We start from the raw sequence: 25,897 nt of genomic DNA, 5'->3' as shown, positions 1-25,897 counted from the left end.
AGACAATTTTGTTAACCACTATACGCAGTGTAACAAAACTGTGATCAAAACTAGCCCGTGTTAACGCTGAATGCTCAACTATATAAGATGAATAACAAAATGAAGGCAAAAAAAAGAGCCGTGAAGCTCTTTTTTATTTAATAACTATTACCGATGAATTACTTTGCGCGTTGCGCATCTTTTTGTGCTTTTTTAGCTTCTTTGCGTTGTTGAAGAACAGTTTGTGCTTCATTACCTATATGCCCTTCACCACGAGCTTGAGCAAGTTCAATTTGTTTTTGGCGCTCTGCAAAGCGCGCGCGCTGCTCATCCGTTACGTTATCAATACAATGATGGCATGAAACACCTTCTAGATACTCAGGCTTTTGTTTTTCTTGTTCAGTAATAGGCATACGACACGCATGACACTGATCGTACGATCCCTTTTGTAGGTCATGGTTTACAGCAACGCGATTATCAAAAACAAAGCATTCGCCTTCCCACATGGTTTCTTCTTTTGGCACCTCTTCCAAATACTTAAGTATTCCGCCTTCAAGGTGATAAACTTCATCAAAGCCTTGTTCTTTCATATAGGCCGTTGATTTTTCACAGCGAATGCCACCTGTACAAAACATAGCTACTTTTTTATGTTTTTCTGGATCAAGATTTTCTTTTGCCCACTGCGGAAATTCACGAAAAGTGGTTGTATTGGGATCAACGGCATTTTGAAATGTACCAATTTCAATTTCGTAATCATTACGCGTATCAATTAAAACAACCTCTGGGTCAGAAATTAATGCATTCCAGTCTTGAGGTTTAACATAGCTCCCCACGACTTTAAGGGGATCAATTCCCTCTACGCCCATTGTTACAATTTCTTTTTTTAGTTTTACTTTTGTGCGGTAAAACGGGCATTCGTCGTCATAAGATTCTTTAGTGACAATATTTTTTAAATTTGGCTGCTCATCTAGCCATGCAAGGAGGTTATCAATGCCTTCTCTTTTTGCAGAAACAGTGCCATTTATCCCTTCTGCAGCTAAAAGTAATGTGCCTCGAACTTCGTTTGCTTCCATAACCTCTAATAAAGGTTTACGTAATGCCTCAAACTCTGGCAGACCTACAAATTTGTATAATGCGCACACTACAAAGTGTTCGCTGGTAAGATCGTCTTTATGAACAGCTGTCATTTTATTTCCTATTTTGCCTTAATTAGCCAATATTGGCGTTTACCGAATCGTAAATCCGGCGCATATGGGGCGCGTATTTTACGCTTTTTTAGATTAATTGCAAAAAATAGCAGCATACATTGCTTTTTGCTGTCGGGATAAGCCATGTGTACGCTATAATGCAGCAATTAATTTAAGTTGCACATTGGAGAACATTACATTGCACTTTACTGATCTTGGGATTGATACTCGCCTTGAAACACAATTAGCACATCAAGGGATCACCCAGCCCACAGACATTCAAGCACATGCAGTGCCTACCGCACTTGCAGGGCATGACATTTTTGCTCAGTCGAAGACTGGGTCGGGCAAAACCTTGGCGTTTTTATTACCAGCAGTTCAAAGGGTTATGAAACAAAAAGCACTCAGTAAACGCGATCCACGTGTACTTATTGTTGCCCCTACACGCGAACTAGCCACGCAAGTTTTTACTCAACTACGTTTATTAATAGCAGGCACTGCTATTAAGGCAGTTAAAGTATTAGGTGGTGAGAACTTTAACGACCAAATTAAAGCATTAAGAAACGACCCACAGTTTGTAGTTGCAACACCGGGTCGTCTGGCTGATCATGTGACTAAACGCTCTTTACAGTTAAGTGGGTTAGAGCTGCTGATTTTTGATGAAGCAGACCGCATATTAGATCTGGGCTTTACCGAACAATTAAAACTAATTAATGACGAAGCAAATCACCGCCTTCGACAAACATTATTATTTTCAGCAACGCTTGACCATGCTCAAGTAGATGCGCTTTCGCGTAATTTATTAAAAAAACCAAAACAAATTACACTTAGCGCTGCAAACGAGCAACATAGCGATATAACGCAAACACTCTTCCTAGCCGACCACCTAGATCACAAAGAAGCGTTATTAGCACACTTTTTAAAGCAAGACGAAGTTGGCCAATGCATAATATTTACTGCCACCCGGGCAGATACAAGTCGTTTGAGCGAAGAGCTAAACAACAAAGGATTTAAATCAGTTGCACTTGCGGGTGATTTAACACAAAGCAAACGCTTAGATATTATGGACTCGTTTAGCAGAGGAAACTTTAAAATATTAATTACCACTGATGTCGCATCTCGTGGCCTAGATTTACTGAGCGTAACCCATGTGATTAACTTCGATTTACCAAAGCATGCTGAAGAATATGTACACCGAATAGGTAGAACTGGACGTGCTGGCTTTAAAGGTACTGCTATTTCGTTAGTCGGCCCTAAAGATTGGGCTAGTTATTTATCAATTAAATCTTTTTTAAATGATGAACTTAAGTTTGCAAGTATTGACGGACTTAAAGCTAAATTTAAAGGCATAAAAGAGAAAAAACCTGCTTCAACGCTTAAAGCTAAAAAAGTAACGCATGTTAAAAAGCCACAAATAAAACGTAAAGCAAAACCCAAAAAACCAGTAGCACCCATTAAAGCCCCTATGAATATCGATGGCGATTCACCAATGCGCCGTAAAAAAAAGCCTGAGCAGGAATAATTATGAGTTACCTTGGAACAACACAAACACTATTTGTAAAAGAAGTAAGTAACGAAGGCGCTTACTTGGATGGCCATGATTTAGGGGAAGTTTTTTTACCAAAGAGCGAAATCAAAGGTGAACTTGAAGCCGGTGATAGCATTAGCGTGTTTATATATTTAGATAACGCTAATTTGCCAACTGCAACGGTTAGAAAGCCACATGCTCAGGTAGGTGAGTACGCCCTTTTACGTGTCAAAGAAATAAATAGTATCGGTGCTTTTTTGGACTGGGGATTAGAAAAAGATGTACTAGCCCCATTTAATGAACAAAAGCCACGCATGCAAGAGGGACATTCTTATTTAGTTCGATTGTACCTTGATAATGCCAGCCAACGCATTTGTGCTTCAACTAACTTTAATCGCTTTTTATCGAAAGATGAACCTGAATACACTAATCTTCAAGAGGTTGATTTAATTGTTGCTGGCAAAACAGATATCGGCTACAAAGTGCTTATTGAAGAATCTCACTTTGGTGTTGTGTTTTACAACATGGTGTTTAAAAACTTATTTGTAGGGCAAAAACTTAAGGGTTTTATTAAAAAAGTAAGAGAAGACGGAAAAATTGACGTTGTGCTAGAAAAGCCAGGCATGGGCAAAGTAAGTGAGCTTGGCGATAAAATAATGGAAAAACTTAAAAACGAAGGCGGAATACTCGCTATTGGCGATAAATCTGATCCTGAACTTATCAAAAAAGTATTCTCTACGAGTAAAGCGAATTATAAAAAGGCAATTGGTGGTTTGTTTAAGCAAGAGCTTATTGAAATTGAAGCAAAATCAATTCGCTTGAAATCGAAATAATTAAACAACACTCATTCTATATTTTTATAATGAGTGTTTAACCTAAAATATACTTATAAGGCAATGTGCATTGCGTATATTGCCTTGAATAATCAAGTACTTCCCTTTCTGATTCTAAGTTCAATGGTGCTAGCCTGAACACCTTTTTTTCACACTCTAATTTTTTTTCGTCATGGTTTGTTAAACAAGCACTAACACTTATATCCTGGGCATTCAATGTGTCGGAGTTTCTGTAACAAAGGTGATGTGCGTAGTCTTTCATTGTTTTTTTAAAATCAAACATATTTACAGGATACGCTGAAATAACATCTGTTACTGTTGTAACTCCATCATATGCTTTACTCGAAAACACATATTTATTAAAAGAGAAGCCTGCGATGATAATGACCAATGAACCAATTAATACCTTCAAAATAAAACCCCTCACAACATTTTGATATTATAAATGTAACACAAATTACACATAACGTAAGGGGTTTAGTACTTATTTGCTGTTTTTTGTAAACTATTTTATAGACTCATTAACATCTTGCAGTACTTTTACTGGATTTGATGCTTTAGTAATCGGCCTGCCTACTACTAAGTAATCACTACCTGCTTCAATTGCTTGTTTTGGAGTCATTATTCTTTTCTGGTCGCCTGCATCACTACCTTCAGGACGAATACCGGGTGTAACTAGTTTAAAATACTCACCAAGCTCAGCCTTTAAAACACTCGCTTCTTGCGCGGAACAAACAACACCATCAAGGCCTGCTTCTTTGGCTAGTTTTGCAAGGTATATTACCTGCTCCTGAGGTGATTTATTTATACCTAATCGCTTTAATTCTGACTCATCCATACTTGTTAATACAGTAACAGCAATAAGAATTGGGGCTTTATCACCAAACGGTTCTAAAGCAACTTTTGCTTTAGTCATCATTTCGAAACCACCCGATGCATGAACATTTACCATCCATACCCCCATTTTTGCAGCCGCTGTGACTGCCTTTGCGACTGTATTAGGAATATCATGAAACTTTAAATCTAAAAAAACATCAAAACCAAGTTCAATTAATTCTTTTACAAATTCAGGTCCAAAGTATGTAAACATTTCTTTGCCTACTTTTAAACGACAAGTATCGGGCGAAAGCTGTTTTACAAATGCTAACGCTGTTTCTTGATCGTCGTAGTCTAAAGCGATAAGTACTTTTTTTGAATTTTCGAAAGACATAGTTATCCTAATGTATAGCAGTAAAGAGTTTTTGTATATTTTACTTAGTTAGCTTAGCGAACTTACACAAAGTGAATAAAGAGGTTAATTAGTATATTGGCGCTAGTTAAACTTCTAGTCGAATTTGTAAGGGCTCTACAATAATTAAGTATTTAGGGGTTATTAAAATCCGTCTAAACCTCTGCTTGGGACAATGGTTTCCCAATGTTTACAAGAGGGGCAATTCCAATAGATTGTATAACTTGTGAAGCCACAATGCTGGCATTGAAAGTCTGGCTTAGTCGCTATATATGACGTAACAAGTTTGTCAATTTCATTGAGCACTTCTTTTGTATTTTTATTTTGGTCACCCATAAGCTGCAGTAAAAAACTAAAACCTCTGATTGTAGGTTGCCTTTTTAAACTATCAGTTAAAAAATCAAAAGCTTGCTTAGTGTGTCCTTGCTCTAGGAGCGCTTGGCAATGTTTTATTTTTATTAGAACACCACCTTTGTCTAGTAAATCGCTTACTAGTTCATGAAATTGATGCGTTAAGTTAAGTTGTTTATAACTATGCGCTAGCTCATCAATAAATAACGGCGCAAACAACGTAAACTGACAGATTAGTTCACGCCAGTAGTAAATAGCTTTAACGTAATCCTCTTTGGAAAAAGCGATGACACCTAGCTCGTACAAGGGCCTAACTGCTTTATAATTTAAACTAATCGTTTTACGCATAATTTGAGGATTATTATCACTAAGCGCAGCTTCACAATAAAAATTCGCTATGGCTTTAAATTGCTGCTCTTTAGAAAATAATTCGCTATGAGATTCAAACATATTAATGCCTTTATCCCATTCACGAGTTTGCGAATACAAAGTAATAATAGGATCGAGAGCTTCTACGTGCCCTGCTTTGACTAGCCAAACCAAATGTTCTTCTGCGCCATCTAGTAAGCCAGCCATAATGTAATCTTCAGCGAGTTCTAAACGGCTGGTTGCAGCTTGCTGCTCACTTAAGCTAGGGTGTTTTAAGAGGAGTTCATGTATTTTTATTGCACGATCTAGTTCGCCTCGACGACGAAACATTGTGGCAAGAGTGGAATAGTGTTCAACCGAATCAGCGGCAACTTCAAGTAGGTTTATTAAATGTTCTAAGCCTTGATCTTCTTCACGGTCTAATAAAAACTTTAAACCTTTACTGTATTCAGACGTAATTTGTCTATTTAGTTGATGGGCATGATTCTTAGCGCTGTTTTTTCCCATAACCCAGCCATAACCAGCTGCGACAGGTAGTAATAAAAACAAAAGCTCAATCATAATTAGGTGTCTTTATTAGCGTCAGGCTTATTTTTATTTTTTTCAGGTGACAATTGCTTTTTTAACCGGTAGTTTTGCCACTTCAACTGAGAAAACAACTTGAAGCTTATAAAAAAACCTATTAAAACACCTAACAAAAAGCAGATACTTATTATTACAGCTAATGGTAATGTATTACTGGCTATAATATAATTTACTTGTACTAACTGTGGATTTTGTGATCCTAATACAAAGGCACTAATTAGGCATAGTGCAACCAGAATAATTTTCAATACCTTGAACAAGTAACTACTCCGTTATATTAACTAGGCAATGCTCGCATTTACGCGGTCACGTAATTCTTTACCTGGTTTAAAATGAGGTACGTGCTTTCCATCTAACTCTACAGTATCGCCAGTCTTAGGATTGCGACCTGTGCGAGGAGCGCGGAAATGCAAAGAGAAACTACCAAACCCTCTTATCTCAATTCGATCTGAAGAAGATAATGAGCCGGCCATTTGTTCAAGAATTTCTTTTACAGCATTTTCAACATCTTTCACTGGAACGTGTGCATGTTGTTCCGCAAGTGTTTCTATCAGTTCTGACTTAGTCATAGCGTTTCCTTAAAAAAGATATAGGAAGGGCAATAATTGCCCTCCCAACTAAAAACTAATTATAAATTAGTCTTTTTGTGCATTTGCGAAAGCAGCTGCCATTGCGTTTTCAAACACTGGCTCTTCTTTCTTAAGCTTCTCTAGTACTTCTTTCTCTTCAGCTTCGAAAAGAGCTTTAACAGATAAGCTTAAAGTGCGGTTCTTACGATCAACACCAACATATTTAACTTCAACTTCGTCGCCAACAGAAACAACAGTAGTTGCATCTTCAACGCGCTCTTGAGCAATATCAGCTACACGAATGTAACCTTCAACGCCTTCGATAAGTTCAACAGTTGCGCCTTTCGCATCAACTTCAGTCACTTTACCTTTAACAATAGCACCTTTTTTGTTTGCATCAAGGTAGTTATTGAATGGGTCAGCTTCGATTTGTTTAACACCTAGAGAGATACGTTCACGCTCTGGGTCAACTTGCAATACGATAGCAGTGATTTCGTCGCCTTTCTTGAATTCACGCACAGCTTCTTCGCCAGGTGTATTCCAAGAAATGTCTGAAAGGTGTACAAGACCGTCAATACCACCGTCAAGACCGATAAAGATACCGAAGTCAGTGATTGATTTGATCTTACCAGTAACTTGATCGCCTTTGTTTTGTAGACGAGCAAATTCCTGCCAAGGATTAGCAATACATTGCTTAAGACCTAGAGAAATACGACGACGTTCTTCGTCGATTTCAAGAACCATAACTTCAACTGTATCACCTAGTGAAACAACTTTTGAAGGATGGATGTTCTTGTTAGTCCAATCCATTTCAGAAACGTGTACTAGACCTTCAACGCCTTCTTCGATTTCTACGAAGCAACCGTAGTCAGTAAGGTTAGTTACACGACCAGAAAGTTTAGAACCTTCTGGGTAACGACCAGCGATAGCTGCCCATGGATCTTCACCAAGTTGTTTAAGACCTAGAGATACACGAGTTTTATCTTTGTCGAATTTAAGAACTTTAACTGCGATTTCGTCGCCAACATTAACAATTTCTGAAGGGTGCTTAACACGCTTCCACGCCATGTCAGTGATATGTAGTAGACCATCAACACCACCAAGGTCAACGAATGCACCGTAGTCAGTAAGGTTTTTAACGATACCTTTAACTTCTTGGCCTTCAACAAGGTTAGCAAGAAGCTCTTCACGTTCTTGTGAGTTTTCTGATTCGATAACTGCACGACGTGAAACAACAACGTTGTTACGTTTTTGGTCAAGCTTGATTACTTTAAATTCAAGCTCTTTGCCTTCAAGGTGAGTTGTGTCACGTACTGGACGAACATCAACAAGTGAACCAGGTAGGAAAGCACGGATTGAATCAACTTCAACAGTGAAACCGCCTTTAACTTTACCGTTGATAACACCAGTAACAGTCTCTTGCTCTTCACATGCTTTCTCAAGACGGATCCACGCTTCGTGACGCTTCGCTTTCTCACGAGAAAGGATAGTTTCACCGAAACCGTCTTCGATTGCATCTAGTGCAACATCTACTTCGTCGCCAACAGCAACTTCTAGTTCACCAGCAGCATTTTTGAACTGCTCTGCAGGGATAGCACTTTCTGATTTAAGACCAGCATCTACAAGTACAATGTTGTTCTCGATTGAGATTACTGTACCTTTGACGATAGAGCCTTGCTCTGCTTCAAAACCCTTTAAGCTTTCTTCAAATAACTGCGCAAAATTTTCTGACATACGAATATACGTCTCATATATTAATACCAATAAGCAACCATGCTGCATGGGGTTGTTAAAATAGCACTGGCATCCTGCTGGTGCATAAAATGTGTTTAACTTCGTTTAGGAAGTTTTCCCTCAGAAAAAGCTGCATCCAATAAAGTCATAACCTTATCAAATACTTGCTGTGCATTTAGCTCGCTAGTATCGAGTTCAATTGCATCTTCTGCAGGAACAAGCGGCGCAACGGCGCGATTCATATCACGGTCATCACGAGCTTGAATGTCCTCTAATAGACCACTTAGTGTAACATCAAGCCCACGCTCATTCAACTCAACAAAGCGTCTACGAGCACGCTCTTGTGCGCTCGCTGTTAAATAGATCTTTAATGGCGCATCTGGGAACACAACAGTTCCCATATCACGGCCGTCTGCTATTAAACCATTTTCGGTTCTAAAAGCGCGTTGACGGCGCAATAGCGCTTCACGAACGCGAGGAAGTGCAGCTACCTTTGATGCAGCTGCGCCCACTTCTTCATTACGAATAGTGGTCGTAACATCCTCTCCCTCTAAAATAACTTTTCCAGCATTAGTCTGGCTATCCACCAAAAACTGCACATCTAAATTTGCAGCCAGCGGTACAAGTGCCTCTTCGTTGTCTAGTGCGATTTGATGGTGAAGTGCTGCAAGGGACAAAACGCGGTAAATTGCACCACTATCCAATACATCCCAACCCAACTTATCGGCTAACAAACGACAAACAGTTCCTTTACCAGAACCACTTGGGCCATCAACGGTGATCACGGGCATTAATAACGCCTGCATTTAAACCTCCTGCAATGCACACCTAAATAATCCGCGGCATTATACGCCAGTTATTAAAATATATCTGCTATTAGTGTGTAACTTTTTATAAATAGTTATAAAAAGCCTATTCACTAACCGATGCTAATACATTGAAAAACGTAGGAAATGTTTTATAGGTACACTTAGGGTCATTGATTGTTATAGGCTTTCCGCCTACTGCAACCATTGCAAAACACATAGCAATACGGTGATCGTCGTAAGTATCAATGGCGACATCATTAAATGTTGATGGGGGAGTTATTTCAATAAAATCTTCACCCTCAACAACTTCTGCACCTACTTTACGTAGCTCTGTGCTCATGGCGTAAAGTCGATCAGTCTCCTTTACACGCCAATTATAAATATTACGAATAGCTGTTGGACCTTTAGCAAACAGTGCAACAGTGGCGAGTGTCATGGCAGCATCAGGTATAGCATTGGCGTCTATGTCGACCCCTTTTAAGTCGCCTTTTCTAACAACTAAACGCTCATCATACCAATCGATTTTTGCACCAACTTGCTCCATCACCTTTGCAAAGCCAATATCACCTTGAACTGATTTAGCGCCCACACCTTTAATTTCTATTTCACCACCAGCAATAGCTGCTGCGGCTACAAAATAAGAAGCTGATGAAGCATCACCTTCAACCATAATACGCTCAAGTGATTGATACTGCTGCCCGCCTTTGACTTTAAATGTTGAATAATCTGAATGTTCAACGATAATGCCAAAACGCGCCATAACGCCTAGTGTAATATCAATGTACGGCTTAGAAACTAAAGTGCCTTTAATTGTAATTTTTGTATCACCCGTGAACAAAGGCGCAGCCATTAATAAAGCGGTTAAAAATTGACTTGAAATACTGCCATCAATTTCAACTTCACCGCCATTAATTTGTCCACCAACAATTTTCAGCGGCGGGTAGTCTTTGTGCTTAGTGTAGGTAATATCACCGCCAAGCACTTGAAGAGCGTCTACTAAATGCCCTATTGGGCGCTCTTCCATACGTGCTTCACCAATTAATTCATACTCACCACTTACAGCCGCAAGCACTGCTGTTAAAGGGCGATATGCAGTGCCCGCATTACCTAAAAACAATGGCTCATTAGGTGTTTTAAATTTTCCACCGACACCGTGCACGGTTGCAACTGTACGGTCATCATTAAGTGTAACTGTTACACCTAAAAGTGCTAAGGCCCCCAACATATGACGAATATCATCACTGTCTAGTAAGTTCTCAACAACTGTTGTTCCGTTCGCTAAAGCAGCCAGTAGTAAAATCCGATTAGATAAACTTTTTGACCCAGGCAATGTCACAGTCCCATTAACACGGGATATAGGCTCTAAACGAAGTTGCTCCATTAGCTATTCTCCTTCGCAAAAGCTGCCATAAAATCAACAAGCGCTTGTACGCCCTCAAGTGGCATTGCATTATAAATACTTGCACGCATACCACCTACTATTCTGTGACCTTCAAGTGCCAATAAACCAGCTTCTTTAGATTGTGATACAAACTTTTCATTTAAGCTTTCATCATTAAGCCAAAATGGTACATTCATACGTGAGCGGCAATGCTTGGCTACTTTATTGGTATAAAAAGGAGACTCATCAATAAAATTATAAAGAAGTTCTGCTTTGGCGATGTTGTGTGCTTCCATCGCCTTTACACCACCTTGTGCTTCTAACCATTCAAACACCTCAGCAGCTAAGTACCATGCAAATGTAGGTGGTGTATTAAACATACTGCCCTGTTTAGCTTCAAGGGCATAATCTAAAATACCTGGTTTTGCTAGTCCTTCACGCTCAAGTAATGTTTTGCGCACAATAACAATAGCGATACCTGATGGACCGATATTTTTTTGCGCACCAGCGTAAATTAAATCAAATTGATTAACGTCGATTTCACGAGATAATATAGTCGAAGACATATCGGCAACAATGGGAGCTGTTGGATGACTTGGTACCTCAAAAATTTCTAAGCCATCTACGGTTTCGTTTGGACAGTAATGAATATATGAGGCATCTGCAGGTAACACCCAGTCAGCCACGTTTTTTATAGAAAATTGCCCATCTGTATCGTTGCGTACATCAACACTAATTGTTGAAGTAAACTTATTAGCTTCGTCTGTAGCGCTTTTAGACCACACTCCATTTTCACAGTAGACCGCTTTTTTATCCGCTTGATGGAGATTAAGGGGTACTGCGCTAAATTGACCTCGACCACCACCATGCATAAATAGAACTTCAAATTCATCACTAATATTCATTAAGCGTCTTAAGCTTGCTTCACATTTTGCAGTTAATGCTAGAAATTCTTTACTGCGGTGGCTAATTTCCATTACAGAAACGCCCATGTCTTGCCAATCTAAGAATTCTTTTTGTGCTTTTTGCATTACCGCTTGCGGAAGCATAGCCGGCCCTGCACAAAAATTATATTTACTCATTACCTTTGCCTCATTCCAGTAATTTATATACTCAACATGAAAATATTAAATCCACGCTGTATTAATTTTTTTCAACAACATTAAAAAAAGCGGCCAAGGCCGCTTTTTCAATCTCAATTATTCTGAAGGAGGAGTGTCATCCACGACTTCATCTATAACTGTATCTACTGTTTCAACGTCTTCAGTATTAATTAAGTCACTTTCTGTAACTTCAATTTCTTCTATACGTTGTAAACCAACTACTTGCTCTTCGTCAATAGTTCTGATCAAAATAACACCTTGTGTGTTACGACCAACCGTTGAAACTTCGTTCACACGAGTACGCACTAACGTTCCGCGGTTTGAAATAAGCATTATTTCGTCGTTGTCATCAACTTGAACAGCACCTACTACAGCACCATTACGCTCACTCACCTTAATTGATACAACACCCTGTGTTGCACGACTCTTAGATGGGTAATCTTCAAGCTGAGTTCGTTTACCATAACCATTTTCAGTTACAGTTAATATAGCACCATCAGTTTTTGGTACGATAAGCGATACTACACGTTGTTCGTCGGTCATTTTAATCCCACGTACACCGGTTGCCGTTCTACCCATTGGACGAACACCTTTGAAACGAATCTCAGGGTTACCTTCTTCGTCAAGTACTGGGTTACCGTTTTCATCTACAACAGCAGATTCTTCAGCTTCTTTAAAGCGAACAACCTTACCCGCATCAGTAAACAACATTATTTCGTTCGTACCATCGGTAATATCAACACCAATTAAGCTGTCGCCTTCATTAAGGTTAACAGCAATAATACCGCTAGCACGTTGACGGCTGTAGGCTGTTAATGGTGTTTTCTTAACGGTACCAAAAGCAGTTGCCATAAAGATGTATTTATCTTCTTCGTACTCACGTACTGGCAATATAGCAGTAATACGTTCGTCAGCTTCTAACGGTAACAAGTTTACAATTGGCTTACCGCGGGCTGCACGGCTTGCAAGTGGTAATTGATACACTTTTAACCAATATAAGCGACCTGCTGTAGAGAAACACAAAATAGTATCGTGCGTGTTTGCAACTAATAAACGCTCGATGAAATCTTCGTCTTTCATCTTCGTTGCAGACTTGCCTTTCCCGCCACGACGTTGCGCTTCGTAATCAGACAATGCCTGATACTTAACATACCCCTCGTGAGAAAGTGTCACTACAACATTTTCCTCAGTAATCAGGTCTTCAAGGCTAATGTCATGCGCAGCTGCATTAATTTCAGTACGACGTTCATCACCGTATTGCGCCTTAATTTCAACTAATTCATCGCGAATTACTTCCATTAAGCGCTCTGGACTTGCCAATATGTGTAACAGTTCAGCAATCAAATCAAGCAGTGTTTGGTATTCACTTAAGATTTTTTCGTGCTCAAGGCCTGTTAGCTTGTGTAAGCGTAAATCAAGAATCGCTTGAGCTTGTTGCTCAGAAATGAAGTACTGGCCGTCGCGTATACCTAAATCATCAGCCAACCAATCTGGGCGAGCAACGTTAGCTTCACCTGCTTTTTCAAGCATGGCTTTCACATTACCGAGTTCCCACGAGCGAGCAGTTAACGCTATTTTAGCTTCTGCCGGTGTAGGAGACTTACGAATAAGTTCAATAATTGGGTCAATGTTGGCGAGTGCAATTGCTAGACCTTCTAGCATATGAGCACGGTCACGCGCTTTACGTAAATCGAATACTGTACGACGAGTTACTACTTCACGGCGGTGAATAATAAACTCTTCAAGCATTTCTTTTAAATTAAAACACTTAGGCTGATTATTAATAAGCGCAACCATGTTCATGCCAAACACTGTTTGTAATTGTGTTTGCGCATATAGGTTATTTAAAATAACTTCACCTACGTCACCACGTTTAATCTCAATAACGATACGCATACCGTCTTTATCTGATTCATCACGTAATGCGCTGATCCCTTCAATCTTTTTATCTTTAACTAGCTCAGCGATTTTTTCAATCAAACGAGCTTTGTTAACTTGATAAGGGATTTCATGAACAATAATTGTTTCACGACCTGTTTTCTCATCCGTTTCAATATCGGCGCGTGCACGCATGTACACTTTACCACGGCCGGTTTGATACGCTTGTTCAATCCCTTTTTTACCGTTAATAATTGCGGCTGTAGGGAAATCGGGGCCTGGGATGTAATCCATTAATTCAGTAATGGTTAAATCAGGATTAACAATAAGAGCTAAACAGCCATTAATAACTTCAGTTAAGTTATGGGGTGGTATATTTGTTGCCATACCTACCGCAATACCAGAAGAACCATTTACTAGTAAATTAGGTACTTTAGTTGGTAAAACATCAGGAATTTGTTCTGTGCCATCGTAATTAGGTACGAAATCAACCGTTTCTTTTTCAAGATCGGCTAATAACTCGTGTGACATTTTAGCCATACGTACTTCGGTATAACGCATTGCTGCAGCTGAATCACCATCAACTGAACCGAAGTTACCTTGGCCATCAACAAGCATATAACGAAGTGAGAATGGCTGTGCCATACGAACTATCGTGTCATAAACTGCGCTATCGCCGTGTGGGTGGTATTTACCGATTACGTCACCGACAACACGTGCCGATTTTTTGTAAGGCTTGTTCCAATCATTACTAAGCTCGTTCATTGCAAACAAAACGCGACGATGAACTGGCTTTAAGCCATCACGTACGTCTGGTAATGCACGTCCTACAATTACACTCATTGCGTAATCTAAGTAGGAGTTTTTTAACTCGTCTTCAATATTGACTGGCAGAATTTCATTGGCGAGATCAGTCATTTGATATCACATTCCTTCAGTAGCAGCTCTTAATAACCCGGTATTGGGTTTTAAAGAGTATTGTTATTATTACTAACGGACATGCTATCACAATTAATTTTAATTTACAGGCGCAAAACTTTGCGATTTATCAATTTAGGCCTATATAATGGCCTCAGATTGACGAGGAAGTATTTTATGACCGAACATCAAAATGTAGATCACGCAGAAATAGCAAAGTTTGAAGCCATCGCAGAGCGTTGGTGGGATTTAGAGGGTGAGTTTAAACCCTTACACGAAATTAACCCGTTACGCCTAGATTTTATTGCAAATAAAGCTCAAGGCTTATTTGACAAAGAAACACTCGATGTGGGCTGCGGTGGCGGTATTTTAAGCCAAAGCATGGCACGTATGGGAGCCAAAGTAACAGGCATTGATATGGGGCAAGAGCCTTTAACTGTCGCCAAGTTGCACAGCTTAGAAACAAATGTACCCGTTGAATATATAAAAGTACCTGCTGAACAATTTGCTGATGAGCACCCTGAGCGCTTTGATGTCGTTACCTGTATGGAAATGCTCGAACACGTCCCCGACCCTGCTTCGATTATTCAAGCGGTTGCTAAACTTGCAAAACCCGGTGCTGACGTTTTTTTTTCTACCCTTAACAAAACTCCTAAGGCCTACTTGTTTGCCATTGTAGGTGCTGAAAAACTATTGAAAATGGTTCCTGATGGAACACACGACCATAATAAGTTTATAAAACCTGCACAACTAATTTCATGGGCCGAAGAAGCGGGCTTAAAAGTACGTGCAAGCTCAGGGCTCTCGTATAACCCCTTTTCTAAACAGTACACACTCAATAGTGATGTTAGTGTTAACTATATTCTTCATTTTGAGAAGTTGGTGTAATGAAAAGCGGACAGTTACCTTCAGCACTTTATCAATATGATGCATTTTTGTTTGATTTAGACGGGACGTTACTCGACACAGCTGACGATTTAGGCGCTGCTCTTAATAGTGTACTGCGTGCAAATGAAACTACTGAAGTAACCAGTGAGGTATATCGTCCAGCAGCGTCTAATGGTGCAGCAGCATTATTAGAAGCTGGCTTTAAAGAGTTATGGCCCTCTCTTGCACAATCACAATTGATAAAGCAACTGGTCGATAACTATGCACAAAACATTGCAAAGCATACCCACTGTTTTGCCGGTATTGAACCACTACTCATTGCACTTGATCACAAAAAGATCAAATGGGGGATCATGACAAACAAGCCCGGTTTTTTAACCGAGCCGCTAGTCGCTGCGATCCCCGCTTTAAAAAATGCTTCGGTTATAATTAGCGGAGACACCCTTGAAGAAGCTAAACCCTCTCCGATGCCTTTACTTCATTGCGCTAAACTCATGGACGTGATACCAGCTCGCTGTTTATACATAGGTGATGCTGAGCGTGATATTCAGGCAGGTAAAGCAGCAGGTATGCCCACAGCGACTGCTTTGTGGGGTTACATTCCAAGTGAGTCAGAAGCATTGACTTGGAAAGCTGATTTTAACTGGTATAGCCCTATTGACGCATTTAACCATATATAGTGCCAATTATAGATATAAACACTATATGTTGTGATTGTGACACTTTATACACAAAGCTTGATGATAAAAAAAGCAGGCGAAATTTATTTTCAAAATGTGTAAATTTAGTCGATCCTGAGTTGATTTTTAAAAATTTCAACTCAAATGAATGATAAAAGGTTAATGCCTACTAACACAATTACGTTATCCCAACGTTATCCACAAATAGGGGCAATTATGCCCCTTGCAAATCAACTCAGACCACACTATCTTGTGATCTCTAAATTGAACAACACCAGATATTGTGGCCAAATGTTATTCAATTAAATTTACCTGATTTGGTAAAACTTATAAAAAATGAGCACTACTTCTCTTTTTGAGACGTACAACATTGGTCAAAAATACATTATCCCCAAGGAATACAGGCAAAGCTATGAACCAACAGTTATCTGTAAGCAAACGTGACGGGCGCAAAGAGCCTCTTGATCTTGATAAGATCCATCGCGTTATAGAATGGGCCGCCGAAGGTTTAAATAACGTTTCGGTTTCCCAGGTTGAATTAAAGTCACATATTCAATTTTACGATGGTATTCGTACTAAAGATATTCACGAAACGATTATCAAAGCGGCTGCCGATCAGATTTCTAAAGAATCACCTGATTACCAATACCTTGCTGCACGTTTAGCTGTATTCCACTTACGCAAAAAAGCATATGGTAAATTTGAGCCTCCGCGTTTATTTGACCATGTAGCAAAAATGGTTGGCGATAAGCGCTACGACGCACATTTACTCGCTGACTACACAGAACAAGAATTTGATGAATTAGACGAATACCTAGACCATTCTCGTGATCTAAATTTTAGCTACGCTGCAGTTAAACAACTAGAAGGTAAATACCTAGTTCAAAACCGTGTAACGGGCGAAATTTATGAAAGTGCGCAGTTTTTATATATTTTAGTCGCTGCAAGCTTATTTGCAGATTACCCACGAGAAACACGTGTTTCATATATAAAGCGTTTTTACGACGCGGTATCTTTATTTAAAATTTCATTACCTACGCCAATCATGGCAGGTGTACGCACGCCAACTCGCCAGTTTAGCTCATGTGTGCTTATTGAATGTGGCGATAGCCTAGATTCAATCAATGCTACGTCATCGGCTATAGTAAAATACGTTTCTCAACGTGCTGGTATAGGTATTAATGCGGGTCGCATTCGCGCATTAGGAAGCCATATTCGTAACGGCGAAGCGTACCACACTGGCTGTATCCCTTTTTACAAGCACTTTCAAACAGCTGTTAAAAGTTGTTCGCAAGGTGGCGTACGTGGTGGCGCAGCAACTTTATTCTATCCGCTATGGCACTTAGAAGTAGAAAACCTTTTAGTTCTTAAAAATAACCGTGGTGTTGATGACAACCGTGTTCGTCACTTAGATTATGGCGTACAGTTTAATAAACTAATGTATTCTCGTTTAATTAAAGACGATTACATCACGTTATTTAGCCCATCAGACGTACCGGGTCTTTACGATGCGTTTTTTGAAGACCAAGACGAATTTGATGCGTTATACGTTAAATACGAACAAGACGACTCTATTCGTAAAAAGCGTATTAAAGCAATTGAATTGTTCTCTGTGTTCGCACAAGAGCGTGCAAGTACTGGCCGAATATACTTACAAAACGTTGATCACTGTAATACACACAGTCCGTTTATAGCGAAAGTAGCGCCAATACGTCAGTCTAACTTATGTTTAGAAATTGCTTTACCGACAAAACCCCTTAACAACGTTAACGATGAAGAAGGCGAAATTGCATTATGTACACTGTCTGCATTTAACCTTGGTGCGCTTGAGTCACTAGATGAACTAGAAGAACTTGCTGAATTAGCAGTGCGTGCACTCGATAATTTACTCGATTTCCAAGACTACCCGGTACCTGCTGCTAAAAATGCAACGATGGGACGCCGTACGTTAGGAATAGGCGTAATTAACTACGCCTACTACTTAGCCAAAAATGGTAAGCGTTATTCAGACGGCAGTGCAAATGCACTAACACACAAAACATTCGAAGCGATTCAGTACTACTTGATGAAAGCGTCAAACGAACTTGCAAAAGAACGTGGTGCATGCCCTAAGTTTAACGAAACAACGTATTCTCAAGGTATTATGCCAACAGATACCTATAAAACAGACTTAGATAAAATTTGTGATGAGCCACTGCACCTTGATTGGGATGCATTGCGTAAAAGCATACAAGAACACGGTATGCGTAATTCTACACTCAGTGCATTAATGCCATCAGAAACGTCATCGCAAATCTCAAACGCGACAAATGGTATTGAGCCGCCACGTGGTCACATTAGTGTTAAAGCAAGCAAAGATGGTATTTTAAAACAAGTTGTACCTGAGTACGAACGTTTAAAAGACAACTACGAGTTACTTTGGGACATTCCTTCTAATGATGGTTACCTACAGCTTGTGGGTATCATGCAAAAATTTGTAGACCAAACTATTTCTGCAAACACAAATTATGATCCAAATAAATTTGAAGGCGGTAAAGTACCTATGAAAGTCTTATTAAAAGACTTACTTAGCGCCTACAAATTGGGTGTCAAAACTTTGTATTACCATAATACCCGTGATGGCGCATCTGATGCACAAGACGACACTCCAGAAGTGGAAGATGACGACTGTGCAGGCGGCGCGTGTAAAATATAGTCGTTAATTTTATCTTAAGCGGGCATACAGCCCGCTTTGTTCTGATAGTTTTTTGAGTGATAAACATGTCTTATACTACTTTTAGTCGTAATCATAATAACCAAATGCAAGAGCCAATGTTTTTTGGCCAGACCGTTAACGTATCGCGTTACGATCAACAAAAATATCCTATTTTTGAGAAGTTAATAGAAAAGCAATTGTCTTTCTTTTGGCGACCAGAAGAAGTCGATGTGAGTAAAGACCGTTTAGATTTTCAGGCGCTACCAGAGCATGAAAAACACATATTTTTAAGTAATTTAAAATACCAAACATTACTCGATAGTGTACAAGGCCGCTCTCCTAACGTTGCCTTGCTTCCTATTGTGTCTATTCCAGAGCTAGAAACGTGGATAGAAACGTGGGCATTTAGTGAAACAATTCACAGCCGTTCATACACCCACATTATTCGTAACGTAACACAATCACCAGAACTTATTTTTGATGACATAGTTAGTAACGATAAAATTAGCGAACGTGCCGATGCAGTAACAACTTACTACGATGACTTAATTAACTCTGTTTCACTTTACAATCTTTACGGTGAAGGCAAGCACGAAATTAATGGTAAAACAGTGGTTGTTAATTTATTCGAACTTAAAAAGAAACTTTACCTCGCGATGATGTCGGTAAACATTCTTGAGGCAATTCGTTTTTATGTCAGCTTTGCGTGTTCGTTTGCATTTGCTGAGCGTGAACTGATGGAAGGTAATGCTAAAATTATCAAGCTAATTGCACGTGATGAGGCACTTCACCTTTCTGGCACACAGCATATTTTAAATATCATGCAAGATGGTAAAGACGACCCGGAAATGGCAATTGTTGCAGCCCAATGTCGCGACGAAGCGATTAAAATGTTTGTACAGGCTGCTGAGCAAGAAAAAGAATGGGCAGAATACCTATTCAAAGATGGGTCTATGATTGGTTTAAACAAGCATATTTTATGTCAGTATGTTGAATACATTACTAATGCACGTATGACTGCTATTGGCTTACCGGCTCAATTCGAAAACAACAGTAACCCTATTCCATGGATTAATTCATGGCTAGTATCTGATAATGTTCAAGTTGCGCCACAAGAAGCTGAAATCAGTTCATACCTTGTAGGTCAAATAGACTCACAAGTTGATGCAGCTGAATTTGGTGACTTTGATTTATAATGAGCAATGAAACGACTGCAAGTGTAACACTTGCAGAAAACAGCCAGCGCATTGAATATAGCCCTGGCTGCCCCTCTCTTTTACACTGCTTAGAATCTCAAAAAATAGATGTTGCTTATCAATGTCGTGAAGGCTACTGCGGTGCTTGCCGAGCAACCTTAGTGTCTGGTAATGTTCAATATAACGAAGAACCACTCGCATTTGTTCGCGATGGTGAAATACTTTTATGCTGTAGTAAACCCAACGGCGATATACGTATTAATCTAAAATAATAAATACCTTTATAGCAGTAACATTCCTTACTGGTCATTATAGTGTTTATTAGTAAAACGATAGTGACCAGTAATTTTATAATCAAATAGCATTTCGCTTAGTTCTGGCCCGCGCCCTATATTATGTACAATTTGAGGTTTCTCGGTGCTGTTTGAAGCTTCTGTAACAACCATACCTATGTGAGGTAAGTTACCAGGCAGCTTCCAAGTAACTATATCGCCAACTTTATAATCACGTGAGTTGCTAGAAATGGCCAATTCTATGCCATTATGCTTAAAAAATGCTTGAAGGTTTGGTACACGCCAGTGGTCAATATTTTTATCCGGCTTTTTTAGACCCCAAATTCGCTGAGACGGATATCTAGCAAAATTTGCTCACATATCTTCATGTACTCTTTGTTGTAAATCAACACCCAATTGACGGTAAGCGCGAATAATAACATCGGTACAAACACCAATATTACTTGGTACATCACCACCGGGATATTTTATTGAATGATAACTGCCGTCATACGTAATATTATGTGTGGTCCTTTCAATCAGCGCTGCGGTTATTTGCTGATTGAAAGAGTTAGCAAGCGTAAAAAAGGGTAAAAATGTAAATAAATATAAACCGTGTTTGAACATAATTCCCCTTTTAAGACGCTACCTTCATGGCCATTAATTCTATATACAAAAATTAAATTGCGCTTTCAATTAGCCTTCTTCTTCAACCAGTGATTCTAACAGATCATGTATTTCGGCTTTAAGTTCTTTATCTTCAATTTTATTTGCACTAACTTTTGCACTTTGAAGATTTTTTATGGCCTCTTCTTTTTGGCCAAGTTCTAATTGTAATGTCGCCATAGAAAATGCAACCGACGACATATGGTCTTTATTATTAATAGCAATGGATTTTGCTAATGCCTTTTCGTAAGTGGTAATAGCGTCTTCTAACTCTTCTGTAAAATCAGCAAGTGTTTCCCACTGAACAGGGTGATCTTTAGATGTATTTTCGTTTTCTTCACAAATCGCTTTAAGTTTAGAAAAAAGTAACTCAAAGCGTTTACGATCATTTTTATTTGCCGCATTCATTAACTCTTCAGCCAAATCGTGTACCGCTTTGTATACTTTTGTATTCATCATTACGTATCACCCTCAATGTATTTATGCTTAAAATAGCAAAATATAGATTTAAATGGCTAATTAAATATGCCTTTAGGACGATCATACAACATTAAAGTGTGCAGCAAACAATTTAAATGCGAAATAATAACTAAAGTATAAGTGGTTTATAAAATTCTATCCTGTCACAAAAATTCACACTTTTTAAATAACTTTAATTACTTTTATTTTTAAAGCACACCACATGAATTAAATTTATCAACTGCTCATCCATAAGTATGAAATGTTTAAATTAATAAAAATAATAATTTCAAACAATTTGAAGATGGGCTGTTACACTCAAAACTATCAAAAAATATAAAGATAGATAGGCTATGAAAGCGTGTAACCAATGTGGCAAATGCTGTACCAAATATGGTGGTGGTGACCTCGACGTATCAACAGAAGAAGTAGAAATGTGGGCACTATTTAATCCTGAAATTTATCAATATGTACAAGGTAATCAAATTTGGTTTGATCCCGACACAGGTAATAAATTAAGCGACTGCCCTTTTTTAGCAATTGAGCCTAAAATAGACAAAAACGCTAAAGATAAGTTCATATGCAATATTTACTTAGATCGACCTGAAGATTGTCGCCAATACCCTAACCTTATAGCCGAAATGATTCGCGATGAATGTGAAATGATAGAGCCCAGCGATTTAAAAAATCAAAAACGTGCCCAAGACAAACTCAATGTATTAATGATTGATAGTAGATGAATCACAATTTTACCTCAGTGACTTAACACTAATTATAGTTAATTAAACGCAAAATCATAAGTTATAGTATAACATTGTTGATCCGCTAATTTTGAACTGTTATATTATATCACAACAAGCAATCACAAAATAATTTACTCATGACAAAGTTAACATTAATTTCTTCTGCAATTTTTTCTGTTTTATGCACGCAATCAGCGTTAGCTGCTACGGTTACTGGCACAATCTTAGATGATAAAAAAAACCCAATTAAAAATGTCTCCGTTCATGTTCATGGAAAAAATCAAACTGTTAAAAGCAATGAACTTGGTGAATTTTCAATAGACATTGATGCTGACAGCCAACTTCATATTAGTAAAGACAACTACATAGATTCAAGAATAACGGTGACTGAATCATCAAACAATGTCACTGTTTCACTCTTACCAACATCTGTAGAAACCGTTGTGGTTTATGCGTCGGCCCTGCATAAAAGCAGCCTTGAAATGATTTCGCCAGTAAGTGTTCTCTCTGGTGATGAGTTAAGAAATAAATCAAAACCAACACTTGGGGAAACGCTAAAAGGCTTACCTGGTGTAAATGCCAGTTACTTTGGCCCTGTATCTTCAAGCCCTATTATTCGGGGTTTAGATGGCCCTCGTGTAAAAATCACCCAAAATGGATTAGATGCCAGTGATGCTTCGCGTATTGGGCCCGATCACGCTACGTCAAGCGACAGCTTATCTGCTGAGCAAATTGAAGTATTACGTGGCCCAAGTACCCTATTATACGGCTCAGGTGCTATTGGGGGAGTTGTAAATGTGGTTGATAATCGTATTCCTACAAACAACATTGATGACTTTACAGGTGCAGCTGAATACAGCCACGACACTGTCTCTAACTCAAATACCGTCGCCGCAAAACTAGAAACAGGGAACGACGGATTTAACTTTCATTTTGATGGGACTAAACGCAGCGGCGATGACTATGAAACGCCTACATTTACAGTAACTGACGAAGATGGCGACGTAGAAACTGAAAACTCAGTAGAAAACACGTTTATTGACAGTGAAACACTTAATTTTGGAACAAGCTACGTTGGCGAGCACCTTACTGTCGGATTTTCTTACGGTAGTATAGAAACCGACTATGGAATACCTGGACATGAACATCACCATGAGCATGATCACGAAGGTGAAACGGAAGAAGAACATGCAGAACATGAGGGTGAAGAAGAAGGCGAAGAAGTTGTTTTTGCACAGCTAGAGCAAGACCGCTGGCAAGGGTTGGTGAGCTATGCGCTTCACAACAACTGGATAGAAACAATAAACTTGCGTGTTGGTTATACCGATTACTCACACAGTGAAATTGAAGATGGTGAAATTGGCACAACGTTCACTAACGAAACTACCGAAGCGCGTTTAAACGTAGAACATAAATTTGCTGATTGGCATGGTATGCTGGGCTATCATTACAGCGACTCTGACTACGACGCAATTGGTGATGAAGCATTTACCCCAGCAAGTATAACAACTTCACATGCCCTTTATTTATTAGAAGAACGCGTATTTGGTGATGTAACGGTAGAACTGGGTGCCCGCATTGAAGATTACAAAATTGACAGTAATATTTCAGCAGCTGAGCATCATCATGACCATGATGAAGAGGAAGTTGAAGAAGAAGAGCACGATGAAGAATCTATTGCTTATAGCAAAAGCTTTACCAATGTAAGTCTATCTGCTGGTGCAATTTGGCAGTACAAACCTGGACATAGTATTGCTACAAGTATTTCTCACTCAGAGCGAGCCCCACTTTCTGCAGAGTTATTATCTAATGGCTTACACATTGCAACGGGTACTTATGAACTGGGCTTAGGTTACCATATTGAGGATAATGAAGCGCATTTCGAGCCTGAGAACATTAAACAAGAAACCTCAACAAACTTAGACATTAGCTTTAGACGTTTTAGCGGTGCTTTTGGTTACACCGTGAACTTTTTCTACAACGATATTAAAAATTTCTATTTTCAAGAAAATACAGGCTTAGTTTTCGATGAAGAAGACGGTTTAGAATCAGCAGTTGGTGCACATGACGATGCAGTAGCCGTTTATCAGTTTAGAAGTAAAGACGCTGAGCTTTACGGTATAGAGTTTGATGCTCACTACCAGATGACACCAAACGCCATGGTTAAAGTATTTGGTGACTCTACTCGCGCTAAACTTAAAAACGATGAAGGTAACCTTCCGCGTTTACCAGCAAACAAATTAGGCTCTGAGTTACAGTATGATTTAGGTAACTTACAACTAACGCTAACCGGCACTCATTACTTCGACCAGAATGACATCACTGCGTTTGAAAGCCAAACAGATGGTTATACTTTATTTGATGCTCAAGCTAACTACCAATTAGGTTTAGGTCCTGTTGATGCTCAACTTTATATAAATGTTGATAACCTAACTGATGAACTAGGGTTTGTTCATACCTCATTTATCAAAGATAAAGCCCCTCTTCCAGGTAGAAATATTCGCTTGGGTGTTCGTGGCTACTTTTAATCACTAAACGTTATGTTCAGCCTATTTGATTAATAACTCCCTTTTAAAACCGCATTTGTGAATGCGGTTTTTTTATATAAATCGCGTTGTAATTAAGGTGAAAAGCTAATCGTTTTAAAAATTACCATTACGCATTACCTGAACATAATTAAAACAGATACAAAAAAACCGCGCTATTTATAAGCGCGGTTTTAAATAACTTAATAGAATACTATTAAGAAATTATTTCGTGTAACTCAACGTCAAATACAAGCGTTGAGAAAGGTGCGATTGCTGCACCTGCGCCGCGCTCACCATAAGCAAGCTCATGAGGAACGTATATACGCCATTTAGTACCTACTGGCATCATTTGTAATGCCTCAGTCCAACCTTTGATCACGCCACCAACTGGGAACTCAGCTGGTTGACCACGCTCGTAAGAGCTGTCAAAAACAGTACCGTTAATAAGAGTACCGTGGTAATCAACACGAACTGTAGACTCTGCAGTTGGCTTTTCGCCTTCACCCGTTGCTAGTACTTCATATTGAAGGCCAGACTCAGTAACAGTGATTTCTGGACGTTTAGCATTTTCTTCTAAGAAAGCAATGCCTTCAGCAGAAAGTACTTTTGATTCTTCTTCACGACGAGCTTGGATCTCTTCGTTAATTTTTTCAAATGCAGCTTGGATCTCAGGGATCTCAACTTGAAAAGCGCCACCAGCGTACGCATCTTTCATGCCTTCAAACACTGAATTTAGGTTTAAGCCTTCAAAAGGATTAGACTTAAGTTGCTCACCCATTTGTAAGCCAATACCGTAACTTGCTTTTTCAGCATCTGTAGTAAAATTATCTGACATAATGTGTTTTTCACGTTTTGTTAGTTAAAAGACATGGATATGCTATCACAAAATCAAGCCTGTTTGGTCCTAGTTTTTATCGAGTTTTACCTTTAATAGGCCAACAATAAAGCAACTAAGGACCAAACTGCATAAAAATCCTACAAGCAATGGAGAAGTTAATAAACTAGAGGTGCCCCCAAGGATAATTGGCACCGCAATAAGCCCTACTACACCAATAAAAATTGATGCAATAACAGGCCATTTTGTATCGTATTTAGTAATTAAATGAGCAACTAAAATATTAAATCCAACACCATATACGAACGCTGTTATTAGTGGGTGCTCGGGTTGCGCATCGGCTGCCATTTTTATTAGCACACTCAAACCGCTTTGATAGCAATAACCGAATACAGTCCACAATAAAATATGTTTTAACAGCTGTGCACTTAAAGGTAAATTTGCTTTGTTTGTCATTACTAAACCCCAGATAGCAAAAAACCG

Annotated in this window: 23 protein-coding genes and 1 pseudogene; 9 read left to right on the top strand and 15 right to left on the bottom strand. The window is 39.0% G+C overall.

Annotation, left to right across the window (positions count from 1 at the left end; genetic code table 11):
• Window positions 1-158: 158 nt before the first annotated feature.
• Window positions 159-1,166 (bottom strand): oxygen-dependent tRNA uridine(34) hydroxylase TrhO, encoded by a 1,008-nt coding sequence (trhO, locus tag ATS71_RS05830; protein ID WP_058403958.1) that lies wholly within the window; start codon window positions 1,164-1,166, stop codon window positions 159-161.
• 199 nt (window positions 1,167-1,365) lie between these two features.
• On the opposite strand from trhO, the gene ATS71_RS05825 reads away from it, so the two are divergent.
• Both ATS71_RS05825 and ATS71_RS05820 read left to right on the top strand, forming a co-directional pair.
• The gene (locus ATS71_RS05825; RefSeq protein WP_058403957.1) at window positions 1,366-2,688 is read left to right on the top strand and encodes a DEAD/DEAH box helicase; all 1,323 of its coding nucleotides are present in this window, start codon (window positions 1,366-1,368) and stop codon (window positions 2,686-2,688) included.
• Window positions 2,689-2,690: 2 nt separating this feature from the next.
• Window positions 2,691-3,527, top strand: a complete 837-nt coding sequence (locus ATS71_RS05820; RefSeq protein WP_058403956.1) for a CvfB family protein — start codon at window positions 2,691-2,693, stop codon at window positions 3,525-3,527.
• A 37-nt stretch (window positions 3,528-3,564) separates the two neighbouring features.
• Here the strand turns inward: ATS71_RS05820 and ATS71_RS05815 are convergent, their stop codons facing one another.
• The 10 genes from ATS71_RS05815 to gyrA form a co-directional block, all read right to left on the bottom strand.
• Window positions 3,565-3,939 (bottom strand): hypothetical protein, encoded by a 375-nt coding sequence (locus ATS71_RS05815; RefSeq protein WP_058403955.1) that lies wholly within the window; start codon window positions 3,937-3,939, stop codon window positions 3,565-3,567.
• Between the two features lie 93 nt (window positions 3,940-4,032).
• Window positions 4,033-4,737 carry an orotidine-5'-phosphate decarboxylase gene (gene pyrF, locus ATS71_RS05810; protein WP_058403954.1) on the bottom strand — a complete coding sequence of 235 codons (705 nt, stop codon included), beginning with the start codon at window positions 4,735-4,737 and terminating at the stop codon, window positions 4,033-4,035.
• A 162-nt stretch (window positions 4,738-4,899) separates the two neighbouring features.
• Window positions 4,900-6,036: a lipopolysaccharide assembly protein LapB gene (gene lapB, locus ATS71_RS05805; protein WP_058403953.1), complete on the bottom strand. Its 1,137-nt coding sequence runs from the start codon at window positions 6,034-6,036 to the stop codon at window positions 4,900-4,902.
• Between the two features lie 2 nt (window positions 6,037-6,038).
• Window positions 6,039-6,320 carry a lipopolysaccharide assembly protein LapA domain-containing protein gene (locus ATS71_RS05800; RefSeq protein WP_058403952.1) on the bottom strand — a complete coding sequence of 94 codons (282 nt, stop codon included), beginning with the start codon at window positions 6,318-6,320 and terminating at the stop codon, window positions 6,039-6,041.
• A gap of 21 nt (window positions 6,321-6,341) precedes the next feature.
• Window positions 6,342-6,629, bottom strand: coding sequence for an integration host factor subunit beta (gene ihfB / locus ATS71_RS05795; protein ID WP_006794165.1), 288 nt, complete (start codon window positions 6,627-6,629; stop codon window positions 6,342-6,344).
• A 66-nt stretch (window positions 6,630-6,695) separates the two neighbouring features.
• Window positions 6,696-8,363 (bottom strand): 30S ribosomal protein S1, encoded by a 1,668-nt coding sequence (gene rpsA / locus ATS71_RS05790; RefSeq protein WP_006794164.1) that lies wholly within the window; start codon window positions 8,361-8,363, stop codon window positions 6,696-6,698.
• Between the two features lie 95 nt (window positions 8,364-8,458).
• Window positions 8,459-9,169 carry a (d)CMP kinase gene (gene cmk / locus ATS71_RS05785; protein WP_058403951.1) on the bottom strand — a complete coding sequence of 237 codons (711 nt, stop codon included), beginning with the start codon at window positions 9,167-9,169 and terminating at the stop codon, window positions 8,459-8,461.
• 106 nt (window positions 9,170-9,275) lie between these two features.
• Entirely contained in the window at window positions 9,276-10,553 is a 1,278-nt protein-coding gene (gene aroA / locus ATS71_RS05780; RefSeq protein ID WP_058403950.1) for a 3-phosphoshikimate 1-carboxyvinyltransferase, read from the bottom strand.
• A complete protein-coding gene (gene serC, locus ATS71_RS05775; RefSeq protein ID WP_058403949.1) occupies window positions 10,553-11,635 on the bottom strand; it encodes a 3-phosphoserine/phosphohydroxythreonine transaminase in 1,083 nt (360 codons plus the stop codon). The genes aroA and serC overlap by 1 nt, the downstream gene beginning before the upstream one ends.
• A 117-nt stretch (window positions 11,636-11,752) precedes the next feature.
• Window positions 11,753-14,452 (bottom strand): DNA topoisomerase (ATP-hydrolyzing) subunit A, encoded by a 2,700-nt coding sequence (gene gyrA / locus ATS71_RS05770; protein ID WP_058403948.1) that lies wholly within the window; start codon window positions 14,450-14,452, stop codon window positions 11,753-11,755.
• A gap of 177 nt (window positions 14,453-14,629) precedes the next feature.
• On the opposite strand from gyrA, the gene ubiG reads away from it, so the two are divergent.
• The 5 genes from ubiG (at window position 14,630) to yfaE (ending at window position 20,183) form a co-directional block, all read left to right on the top strand.
• A complete protein-coding gene (ubiG, locus tag ATS71_RS05765; RefSeq protein WP_058403947.1) occupies window positions 14,630-15,340 on the top strand; it encodes a bifunctional 2-polyprenyl-6-hydroxyphenol methylase/3-demethylubiquinol 3-O-methyltransferase UbiG in 711 nt (236 codons plus the stop codon).
• Window positions 15,340-16,020: an HAD family hydrolase gene (locus ATS71_RS05760; RefSeq protein ID WP_058403946.1), complete on the top strand. Its 681-nt coding sequence runs from the start codon at window positions 15,340-15,342 to the stop codon at window positions 16,018-16,020. Before ubiG ends, ATS71_RS05760 begins: the two co-directional genes overlap by 1 nt.
• A gap of 412 nt (window positions 16,021-16,432) precedes the next feature.
• Window positions 16,433-18,715 carry a class 1a ribonucleoside-diphosphate reductase subunit alpha gene (gene nrdA / locus ATS71_RS05755; RefSeq protein ID WP_058403945.1) on the top strand — a complete coding sequence of 761 codons (2,283 nt, stop codon included), beginning with the start codon at window positions 16,433-16,435 and terminating at the stop codon, window positions 18,713-18,715.
• A 65-nt stretch (window positions 18,716-18,780) separates the two neighbouring features.
• Entirely contained in the window at window positions 18,781-19,911 is a 1,131-nt protein-coding gene (gene nrdB, locus ATS71_RS05750; protein WP_006794448.1) for a class Ia ribonucleoside-diphosphate reductase subunit beta, read from the top strand.
• Window positions 19,911-20,183 (top strand): class I ribonucleotide reductase maintenance protein YfaE, encoded by a 273-nt coding sequence (gene yfaE, locus ATS71_RS05745; RefSeq protein WP_058403944.1) that lies wholly within the window; start codon window positions 19,911-19,913, stop codon window positions 20,181-20,183. The genes nrdB and yfaE overlap by 1 nt, the downstream gene beginning before the upstream one ends.
• Before the next feature lie 27 nt (window positions 20,184-20,210).
• Here the strand turns inward: yfaE and ATS71_RS05740 are convergent.
• A pseudogene (locus ATS71_RS05740) lies at window positions 20,211-20,810 on the bottom strand (DUF1287 domain-containing protein).
• 69 nt (window positions 20,811-20,879) lie between these two features.
• Window positions 20,880-21,308, bottom strand: a complete 429-nt coding sequence (locus ATS71_RS05735; RefSeq protein WP_058403943.1) for a hypothetical protein — start codon at window positions 21,306-21,308, stop codon at window positions 20,880-20,882.
• Window positions 21,309-21,661: 353 nt separating this feature from the next.
• Here ATS71_RS05735 and ATS71_RS05730 point away from each other — a divergent pair, with 353 nt between their 5' ends.
• Both ATS71_RS05730 and ATS71_RS05725 read left to right on the top strand, forming a co-directional pair.
• Entirely contained in the window at window positions 21,662-22,048 is a 387-nt protein-coding gene (locus ATS71_RS05730) for a YkgJ family cysteine cluster protein (RefSeq protein WP_058403942.1), read from the top strand.
• 140 nt (window positions 22,049-22,188) lie between these two features.
• Window positions 22,189-24,579: a TonB-dependent receptor gene (locus ATS71_RS05725; RefSeq protein ID WP_058403941.1), complete on the top strand. Its 2,391-nt coding sequence runs from the start codon at window positions 22,189-22,191 to the stop codon at window positions 24,577-24,579.
• Window positions 24,580-24,793: 214 nt separating this feature from the next.
• Here ATS71_RS05725 and ATS71_RS05720 read toward each other — a convergent pair whose 3' ends face one another.
• A complete protein-coding gene (locus ATS71_RS05720; protein ID WP_058403940.1) occupies window positions 24,794-25,414 on the bottom strand; it encodes an FKBP-type peptidyl-prolyl cis-trans isomerase in 621 nt (206 codons plus the stop codon).
• A gap of 69 nt (window positions 25,415-25,483) precedes the next feature.
• Complete coding sequence (locus ATS71_RS05715) at window positions 25,484-25,870, bottom strand: hypothetical protein (protein ID WP_058403939.1); 387 nt, start codon at window positions 25,868-25,870, stop codon at window positions 25,484-25,486.
• Window positions 25,871-25,897 lie beyond the last annotated feature (27 nt).

The sequence above is a fragment of the Pseudoalteromonas sp. H71 genome, assembly GCF_001468485.1.
GTDB lineage: Bacteria > Pseudomonadota > Gammaproteobacteria > Enterobacterales > Alteromonadaceae > Pseudoalteromonas.
This window is presented reverse-complemented; position numbering and strand designations above follow the sequence as displayed.

Bases quoted from the DNA above. Each gene is read 5' to 3' on its own strand.
- trhO (WP_058403958.1), bottom strand. From the start codon at position 1,166: ATGACAGCTGTTCATAAAGACGATCTTACCAGCGAACACTTTGTAGTG.
- ATS71_RS05820 (WP_058403956.1), top strand. From the start codon at position 2,691: ATGAGTTACCTTGGAACAACACAAACACTATTTGTAAAAGAAGTAAGT.
- pyrF (WP_058403954.1), bottom strand. From the start codon at position 4,737: ATGTCTTTCGAAAATTCAAAAAAAGTACTTATCGCTTTAGACTACGAC.
- lapB (WP_058403953.1), bottom strand. From the start codon at position 6,036: ATGATTGAGCTTTTGTTTTTATTACTACCTGTCGCAGCTGGTTATGGC.
- ihfB (WP_006794165.1), bottom strand. From the start codon at position 6,629: ATGACTAAGTCAGAACTGATAGAAACACTTGCGGAACAACATGCACAC.
- rpsA (WP_006794164.1), bottom strand. From the start codon at position 8,363: ATGTCAGAAAATTTTGCGCAGTTATTTGAAGAAAGCTTAAAGGGTTTT.
- cmk (WP_058403951.1), bottom strand. From the start codon at position 9,169: ATGCAGGCGTTATTAATGCCCGTGATCACCGTTGATGGCCCAAGTGGT.
- aroA (WP_058403950.1), bottom strand. From the start codon at position 10,553: ATGGAGCAACTTCGTTTAGAGCCTATATCCCGTGTTAATGGGACTGTG.
- serC (WP_058403949.1), bottom strand. From the start codon at position 11,635: ATGAGTAAATATAATTTTTGTGCAGGGCCGGCTATGCTTCCGCAAGCG.
- gyrA (WP_058403948.1), bottom strand. From the start codon at position 14,452: ATGACTGATCTCGCCAATGAAATTCTGCCAGTCAATATTGAAGACGAG.
- ubiG (WP_058403947.1), top strand. From the start codon at position 14,630: ATGACCGAACATCAAAATGTAGATCACGCAGAAATAGCAAAGTTTGAA.
- ATS71_RS05760 (WP_058403946.1), top strand. From the start codon at position 15,340: ATGAAAAGCGGACAGTTACCTTCAGCACTTTATCAATATGATGCATTT.
- nrdA (WP_058403945.1), top strand. From the start codon at position 16,433: ATGAACCAACAGTTATCTGTAAGCAAACGTGACGGGCGCAAAGAGCCT.
- nrdB (WP_006794448.1), top strand. From the start codon at position 18,781: ATGTCTTATACTACTTTTAGTCGTAATCATAATAACCAAATGCAAGAG.
- yfaE (WP_058403944.1), top strand. From the start codon at position 19,911: ATGAGCAATGAAACGACTGCAAGTGTAACACTTGCAGAAAACAGCCAG.
- ATS71_RS05735 (WP_058403943.1), bottom strand. From the start codon at position 21,308: ATGATGAATACAAAAGTATACAAAGCGGTACACGATTTGGCTGAAGAG.
- ATS71_RS05730 (WP_058403942.1), top strand. From the start codon at position 21,662: ATGAAAGCGTGTAACCAATGTGGCAAATGCTGTACCAAATATGGTGGT.
- ATS71_RS05725 (WP_058403941.1), top strand. From the start codon at position 22,189: ATGACAAAGTTAACATTAATTTCTTCTGCAATTTTTTCTGTTTTATGC.
- ATS71_RS05720 (WP_058403940.1), bottom strand. From the start codon at position 25,414: ATGTCAGATAATTTTACTACAGATGCTGAAAAAGCAAGTTACGGTATT.
- ATS71_RS05715 (WP_058403939.1), bottom strand. From the start codon at position 25,870: ATGACAAACAAAGCAAATTTACCTTTAAGTGCACAGCTGTTAAAACAT.